Raw genomic sequence first — 7022 nt, forward strand, 5'->3', positions numbered from 1 at the left:
GGGGCCGTGCGCGCTATCAAAAAGAGGGCAAGCAGCAGGCGGCGCTGCCTCCGGCGCGGTTGACGGGGGCGCGGGCTGCCGGGGCGATGGTGCTCTGCACACTGCCTGCGGTCTTTGGCTTCCTGGTGCCGCTGATCAGCCTGACGCTGATGGGGCTTCAATCCGAGCAGGATCTGCTGAGCCGTCGCTATATCGCATTCATCAGCAACTCCCTGACGCTGGCGAGCATCGCGGCGATGATCACGCTTTTGGCGGCGGTGAGCCTGGGGTTTTATCAGCGTTTGCGCCCCGGCCGCGCGTCGAGCACCGCAACCTATCTGTCGCGGCTTGGCTATGCGGTGCCGGGTGGCGTGATCGCGGTTGGGTTGATGGTGCCCTTTGCCGCCTTTGACAACGCGCTGGATGGCTGGATGCGGGCGACATTTGGCATCCATACCGGCCTCTTGGTCACCGGCTCGATCTGGCTATTGGTAATGGCCTATGTGGTGCGCTTCATGGCGGCGGCACTGGGGGCCTATGAGAGCGGGCAGGCGACGCTGCATGCCAATATGGACGCGGCGGCGCGATCCCTTGGCCAGAGCCCCTTGGGCATGCTGCGCCGGGTGCATCTGCCGATCCTGACGCCAAGCCTGCTGACGGCGCTGCTCATTGTCTTTGTCGATGTGATGAAGGAGCTGCCCGCGACGCTGATCATGCGTCCCTTCAATTTCGACACGCTGGCGGTGCAGGCGCATCGGTTGGCGGCGGACGAGCGGCTGGAGGGCGCGGCGGTGCCGTCACTGGTGATCATGGCGGTGGGCTTGTTGCCGGTGGTGCTGATCTGCCGTCAGGTCGGGCGACGGCGCTAAGGCAGGCGTTAGGCGCCGCACCACCAGGCTTCGATCTGCTCGCGCGAGATGCGCTGGCTCAGCCCCAGCGCCACCAGCGTTGTTTCCTCAGCCTCGCAGCGGCGGGCCTCCACGTGGCGTCCGACGATATGCAGCTCATAGGCGCCGCCGGTGGTCAGTACAAAGCCCTTCATCCGGTAGAGCCCGTCTGGCCGATTGGCGAGCTTGTCGCCCAACGCACGCCGGTCAAGCGGGGTCGCGCTGCGGTGTTGCCAGCTGACATAGCCGGGGTGGGGCGCCGGTGTGGCCGTGCGAGGCAGGGGCACCACGTCAAACAGCAGGTTCGACAGCGGCATGTCATCGACCCGGGTGGGCGTGCGGGCACCAATGGCGCGGAGGCGGTCCAGCAGGGGCTCTTCTGCCGGGGCGTCCAGTTTGCTGATGAGCACCAGATCCGCGGCGCGAATTTGCTGGCTCACCGGCTGTTCCAGCAGCGGGTCGGCCAGCAGATCGGTGATATTGGCACCATCCACGACGGTCACGATACCCGCATAGCTGACGCGGCGATCTGAAAGCAGGGCATTGGCAATGGCGACAGGATCGGCGACGCCGCTGGCCTCGATCAGGATGTGATCGGGTTTTTCATCGCGGGTCAGGATCTCATTGACGCTGAGCGCCAGATCGTCGCCGAGGGAGCAGCAGACGCAGCCGTTGGAAAGGGCGATGCTCTCGGCGTCGGCATCCTGGATCAGGGCAGCATCCACGTTGATCGCACCAAAGTCATTGACCAGAACCGTCAGCCGCAGGCCGTGATCCTCGCGCAGCAGGGCGTTGACCAGCGTTGTCTTGCCGGCGCCGAGATATCCGCTGACAATTGTCACAGGTACACGCATCAGGACCTGTCCCCGCATGTCTGGTACATCGCATTCGGCATATCGACCGAGCTCCCCGTTCTTTAAATGTGCAATCTCTATGTTTTGCTTGGCGCGACTCTATAGTGGCTCGACACGAGCGGTGCCAGACAAACATTGCCATGGTCCGTGGTCGAAACCACGCCGATGCCGCTGTGGTTTGATTTTACACCAAAATTGCCGGTGGCGTTTTTTGCCAGGCGCAGCCTGCGGCGGCGTTTGGGCTGCGATCCCGGGCGAGGCGGCGATTCTCTGCTGATCCTGGAACGCAAAATGGCGCGGGTTTCGGCCCGCGCCATCTGGTTAGGATCGGGTCAGAACCGCGGTTACTTCCAACCCACCTCGTTGAAGATTTTCTGTGCGGTGGGGATGTTCTTGGCGACCTCGGAGAGGTTCACGTCATCGGCTTTGAACTCTCCCAGCGCGGCAACATTCTCGGCCAGGGCGACGCCTTCGACCGCCGGGAATTCATCGTTGCCGCTAGAGAAGTACTGCTGCGCCTGCTCGGAGGAGAGGTATTCGAGGAACTTGATGGCGTTGTCGCGGTTCGGCGCATGGGCGGCCACGCCAGCACCGGAGAGGTTCATATGCGCGCCTTCGGCGTCCTGAGAGGGGAACAGCCAACCGATCTGATCAATCTCGGCAGTGACGCCTTTGACATCGGTTCGCATGGCGCGGGCGAAGTAATAGCTGTTGGAGACCGCGATATCGCATTCGCCGGAGACCAGGCCGCGCAGCTGGTCGGTGTCACCGCCCTGCGGATCCCGCGCCATATTGGCGACCACGCCTTCGGCCCATGCCTTGGCGGCCTCCTCGCCGTAGTTGGTCACGATCGCCGCCAGCAGCGTCTGGTTATAGGTGTTGGTCGAGGAGCGGATGCAGACCTCGCCCTTATAAGCGGGGTCGGCAAGATCCAGATAGGTGGCGGGCGGCGTTGCAACGCGGTCCTTGGCGTAGAAAATGATCCGGGCGCGCTGGGAAAAGCCAAACCATTGATTGTCGGCGTCTTGCAGGTTGGCGGGGATCTTGTCTTCCAGCACGGCGCTGTCGATGGATTGCAGCACGCCGGCATTTTTGGCGCGCGAAAGACGCGAGGTATCGACGGTGATCAGCACATCGGCGGGGGAGTTCGCGCCCTCGGCCTGCATACGCGCGATCAGCTCGTCGGCTTTGCCCTCGATCCGGTTGACGGTGATTCCCGTGGCCTCTTCGAAGTCGGAATAGAGGCGTTCATCGGTATCGTAGTGGCGCGAGGAATACAGGTTGACCACACCCTCCGCCGCGGCCGACGTGGCCATCATGGCGGTGATGGCAGCTGTAAAGACACTGGTTTTCATGACTCTTTCGTCCCTGTTCATGACGTGATTTCTGGGCCAGCGCAGATGCGCCAAAACCCGAGCTCTTTAGTCAATTACTACATTTGGCCGAGAAAGGAAGCCATAACCGACTGTATTAGTCGGAAAATTGCCGACAGACGGATGCAGCAGCAAGGATGCGATGTCGTAAAAACAAAAAACCGCATCCAAAGATGCGGTTTCTCGGAGCCTCAAAAGAGAGGCGTCATATGCTGTACGCTTAGCCCTGACGAGCTTTGAAGCGACGCTGGGTTTTGTTGATCACGTAAACGCGACCTTTGCGACGCACAACCCGGCAATCACGATGCCGGTTCTTCAGCGAGCGGAGCGAGTTTTTGACCTTCATGGCATCTCTCCTTGTCTGCGGCGCGAACCAGCGCCTGGGTTAGCGGGGCGTCCTGAACCGTGGTTCAAGACAGCGAAATCATGGTGGGCGGTACAAGGATCGAACTTGTGACCCCTTCGATGTCAACGAAGTGCTCTACCGCTGAGCTAACCGCCCATGATACCAAGCAAAGCGATCAGGGTGTGCCGATTTGCACATCGCTCCGCGTCGGTGAAGGGGTCTATAAAAGGAGTCGATTGTGGGCGCAAGAGCTTTTGCCACAGAAATATAAACTCTATGCTCGAAGAGTACAGGCGAGAGGCGGAGCGCATATGGTCAGCCAGGCATATTCCATTGAAATGCCGCAAGAGTGGCGATCACCGGTGGTGATAGGCTCGCCGCATAGTGGTGCATATTACCCCGAAACCTTTGTTTCACAGTCGGTTCTCGATGCAAAACGCCTGCGCAGCAGTGAAGACGCCTTTGTGGACCGCCTGTTTTCCGCCGCGCCAGAGCTGGGCATGCCGTTGCTGACGGCAAAGATGCCGCGCGCCTTTGTCGACCTGAATCGCTCTCACGAGGAGCTGGACCCGGCCCTGATCGAAGGGGTGCGCCGTCGGGGACAGAACCCGCGCGTGGCGTCCGGGCTTGGGGTGATTCCCAGGGTGGTGGCCAATGGCCGCACGATTTATCGCGGGAAAATGACCCTATCGGAGGCGCGCGCGCGAATCGAAGCCTATTGGACGCCCTATCACCGCGCCTTGCAGCGCTTGCTGGACGACTCTCGCCGCCGGTTTGGCACGGCGATTCTCATTGATTGTCATTCGATGCCGCATGAGGCGATCGAGGGCACCTCGCCGCAGCGGAGCCAGCGCCCGGAGATCGTCCTGGGGGATCGTTTCGGCGCTGCCGCGCATGGGCGCATTGTCGATGAGGTCGAAGCGGCCTTTGCCAATGCCGGGTTCCGGGTGGCGCGCAATGCGCCCTTTGCGGGGGCCTATATCACGCAGACCTATGGCCGCCCGTCGCGCAACCAGCATGCGGTGCAGGTGGAAATTGACCGCTCGCTTTATATGAACGAGCTGGAGATCGAGCCCAACGCCCAGTTCTGCATGGTGCAGACACGGCTGACGCAGGCGCTGCGCGATATTTCCGCGCTGGGGGCGGAGCGCGAAGGGCCGATGGCGGCCGAGTAACGCCCCTATCGCAGGGCGCGGCCCTTGAGAATCGCATCGCGGCCAAAACGTTTGCGAATCTCGTCCGAGGCGCGCTCCAGCGTTGCGCGCCTTTCGGCATCCGGGTCCAAAAGATCGCCGGTCAGATCGGCCTGATCCTCGGGGGCGAGCTCGCTGATGCCGCAGCCGAGCAGGCGAAAGGGGCCCTGATCCACTGCATGATCCAGCAGCCCCTTTGCGGTGCGGTAGATCTGATCCGCGATCTGGGTGGGGCTGTGCAGCGATTGTCGGCGGGTCAGCGACGAATGGGTGGCGCGTTTCAGTTTCAGCGTCACCACCCGCCCGGCCAGCTGTTTGGCCTTGGCACGATCCGAGACCTGCACCGCCAGGCGCCACAGATGCCCGTCGAGCACCTCCATCTGCATGGTGTCCTCGAAAAACGTGGTCTCCTTGGAGATGGATTTGACCGGGTTGCGGGCCGAGACCTTGCGATTGTCCTCGCCGCGCGCCAGATGCCAGAGCCGGTCCCCCATGCTGCCGAAACGCTCGTGCAGATCGCGCCGCTCCCAGCGCAAGAGGTCGGAAAAGGCGCGAATCCCGGCCTTCTCCAGCGCGGCCTGTGCGGCGGGGCCGATGCCCCAGATCAGCCGAACGGGTTTGTCGCGCAGGAAATCCGCGGTTTCGGCCTTGCCGATCACCGAGAACCCGCGCGGCTTGTCCAGATCGGAGGCCACTTTGGCGAGGAACTTGTTGTGGCTGAGACCGATCGAGCCGGTGACGCCCAGCTCGTCTTTCATGCGCTTGACCAGGCGCGCCAGCATCACCGCCGGGGGCGCGCCGTGCAGGGTCTGGGTGCCGGAAAGATCCATGAAGGCCTCGTCCAGCGACAGGGGTTCGACCTCGGGGGTCAGCTCGTCCATCATCGCCCGGATGGCGCGGCTGGTTTCGGCATAGACCTCCATACGCGGCTTGATCACCACCGCGTCGGGGCAGAGTTTCAGCGCCTGAAACATCGGCATCGCCGAGCGCACACCGCGAATGCGCGCCACATAGCAGGCGGTGGAGACCACGCCGCGATGCCCGCCGCCGATGATCACCGGCTTGTCGGCCAGCTCCGGGTTGTCGCGTTTCTCAACACTGGCATAGAAGGCATCGCAATCCATATGCGCGATGGAGAGGCTGAACAGCTCCGGGTGCGCCTTGATGCGCGGGCTGCGGCAATTGGGACAGCGCGGGCGTGCTGCCTGGGGCTCGAAACTATGCAGGCAATCGCGGCAAAGGGCGGGCATGAAAGGCTCTAACACAGCGCAAAAACAGGGTGCAGGCGAGGGGCTCGCCAGATAGCGTGCCGACAGGGGCGCGACACGAAGGGGAGCCTATCATGCCGTTCAAAGGAGCGAAACTGGCGCTGTTTCTGGGGCCGCATCTGCTGGTCATTCTGCGGGACGATATCGCGGGCATTCCCTTTCCGGGGCATTGGGATTTCCCCGGTGGCGGCCGCGAGGGGGACGAGACACCGGAGGCCTGCGTCTTGCGCGAGACCTATGAGGAGGTCGGGCTGGCGCTCGCCGAGGCCGATCTGAGCTATGCCAGGCGCTATGCAACGCCCGACGGGGCCTCGTGGTTCTTTGCGGCGCATCTGGGTGCGCATCACGCGGCCGATATTCGCTTTGGCGACGAGGGGCAGGGCTGGGAGCTGATGACCCCTGGCCAATATTCGGCGCATCCGCTGGGCATTCCAAACTTCAAGACGCGGCTGCAAGATTACCTTGGCGCGCAGCCGCATGTGCGGGCCTGATGCGCGCATCGGTAAAATTGAACTTTAGATTTCCGAAAAGAAAGCCCCCGCGCAAGTGGCGGGGGGAGGGGACGTCGATCAGGAAGAGGTCAACGTCTAGGGGAGTGTCTCCCCCCTAGAATCGACTATAATTGCCATTTGGCAAAGCTCTGGCTGCCAGCCGGGGGGATTTAACGCCTGGGGCTGTGCTTTCTGAGTCACGAATGAAAATTAGAATATTGAAATTCAAATCAGGTCGCGAGGGATTTCTTGTTTGATCTCTGCGGTTTGGCGACCTGATTTTTGCTTCTTTTATGCTCCGCCAGAGGGGGCGGCGCCTGCGCCGAATTCGCTGTCAAATTGTGCAGCGTGTCGCGTGGGGCTTGCGCTTAGAGGGTATTCATCTCTGCCAGGATGGCTTCGGCGGCGGCGCGCGGCGAGGGCGCTTGCCAGACCGGACGGCCCACCACGATGTGATCGACGCCCGCAGCCAGCGCCTGGGCCGGGGTGGTCACGCGTTTCTGGTCGCCCAGATCTGCGCCGACGGGACGCACGCCGGGGGTAACGATCAGATTGCCTTCGGAAGAGGGCAGGGAGGGGAGAAGAGAGGAAGACTGCGGGGTGGAGATGAAACAAGAGGGAAAGGGGGGGA

8 protein-coding genes and 1 tRNA gene are annotated in these 7022 nt (G+C 62.4%); 3 read left to right on the forward strand and 6 right to left on the reverse strand.

All coding sequences use genetic code 11. The features are described from left to right. Positions 1 to 848: iron ABC transporter permease (locus HCZ87_RS18920; protein ID WP_167646365.1), on the forward strand; the 848-nt coding region annotated here is incomplete at its 5' end. An 8-nt stretch (positions 849 to 856) separates the two neighbouring features. Here the strand turns inward: HCZ87_RS18920 and HCZ87_RS18925 are convergent. The 4 genes from HCZ87_RS18925 to HCZ87_RS18940 all read right to left on the reverse strand — a co-directional run bounded on the left by HCZ87_RS18925 (position 857) and on the right by HCZ87_RS18940 (position 3595). Further along, positions 857 to 1720: a GTP-binding protein gene (locus HCZ87_RS18925; protein ID WP_175582325.1), complete on the reverse strand. Its 864-nt coding sequence runs from the start codon at positions 1718 to 1720 to the stop codon at positions 857 to 859. Positions 1721 to 2064: 344 nt separating this feature from the next. Then, positions 2065 to 3075, reverse strand: coding sequence for a Fe(3+) ABC transporter substrate-binding protein (locus tag HCZ87_RS18930; protein ID WP_167646367.1), 1011 nt, complete (start codon positions 3073 to 3075; stop codon positions 2065 to 2067). Positions 3076 to 3313: 238 nt separating this feature from the next. Beyond that, entirely contained in the window at positions 3314 to 3439 is a 126-nt protein-coding gene (gene ykgO / locus HCZ87_RS18935; RefSeq protein WP_008562923.1) for a type B 50S ribosomal protein L36, read from the reverse strand. A gap of 81 nt (positions 3440 to 3520) precedes the next feature. Beyond that, positions 3521 to 3595 (reverse strand) — tRNA-Val (locus HCZ87_RS18940). Between the two features lie 155 nt (positions 3596 to 3750). Here HCZ87_RS18940 and HCZ87_RS18945 point away from each other — a divergent pair. After that, the gene (locus HCZ87_RS18945) at positions 3751 to 4614 is read left to right on the forward strand and encodes an N-formylglutamate amidohydrolase (RefSeq protein WP_167646369.1); all 864 of its coding nucleotides are present in this window, start codon (positions 3751 to 3753) and stop codon (positions 4612 to 4614) included. Between the two features lie 5 nt (positions 4615 to 4619). Here HCZ87_RS18945 and HCZ87_RS18950 read toward each other — a convergent pair whose 3' ends face one another. Continuing rightward, entirely contained in the window at positions 4620 to 5882 is a 1263-nt protein-coding gene (locus tag HCZ87_RS18950; RefSeq protein WP_167646372.1) for a DNA polymerase IV, read from the reverse strand. Between the two features lie 92 nt (positions 5883 to 5974). On the opposite strand from HCZ87_RS18950, the gene HCZ87_RS18955 reads away from it, so the two are divergent. Next, a complete protein-coding gene (locus HCZ87_RS18955) occupies positions 5975 to 6391 on the forward strand; it encodes an NUDIX hydrolase (RefSeq protein ID WP_167646374.1) in 417 nt (138 codons plus the stop codon). A 368-nt stretch (positions 6392 to 6759) separates the two neighbouring features. Here the strand turns inward: HCZ87_RS18955 and HCZ87_RS18960 are convergent. Beyond that, positions 6760 to 7022: orotidine 5'-phosphate decarboxylase / HUMPS family protein (locus HCZ87_RS18960; protein ID WP_175582326.1), on the reverse strand; the 263-nt coding region annotated here is incomplete at its 5' end.

This window comes from Phaeobacter sp. HF9A (assembly GCF_011806385.1).
Classification (GTDB): Bacteria; Pseudomonadota; Alphaproteobacteria; order Rhodobacterales; family Rhodobacteraceae; genus Epibacterium.

What these genes read in the sequence shown, in the direction of transcription:
- HCZ87_RS18925 (WP_175582325.1), bottom strand. Translation starts at nt 1,720, where the DNA reads ATGCGTGTACCTGTGACAATTGTCAGCGGATATCTCGGCGCCGGCAAG.
- HCZ87_RS18930 (WP_167646367.1), bottom strand. Translation starts at nt 3,075, where the DNA reads ATGAAAACCAGTGTCTTTACAGCTGCCATCACCGCCATGATGGCCACG.
- ykgO (WP_008562923.1), bottom strand. Translation starts at nt 3,439, where the DNA reads ATGAAGGTCAAAAACTCGCTCCGCTCGCTGAAGAACCGGCATCGTGAT.
- HCZ87_RS18945 (WP_167646369.1), top strand. Translation starts at nt 3,751, where the DNA reads ATGGTCAGCCAGGCATATTCCATTGAAATGCCGCAAGAGTGGCGATCA.
- HCZ87_RS18950 (WP_167646372.1), bottom strand. Translation starts at nt 5,882, where the DNA reads ATGCCCGCCCTTTGCCGCGATTGCCTGCATAGTTTCGAGCCCCAGGCA.
- HCZ87_RS18955 (WP_167646374.1), top strand. Translation starts at nt 5,975, where the DNA reads ATGCCGTTCAAAGGAGCGAAACTGGCGCTGTTTCTGGGGCCGCATCTG.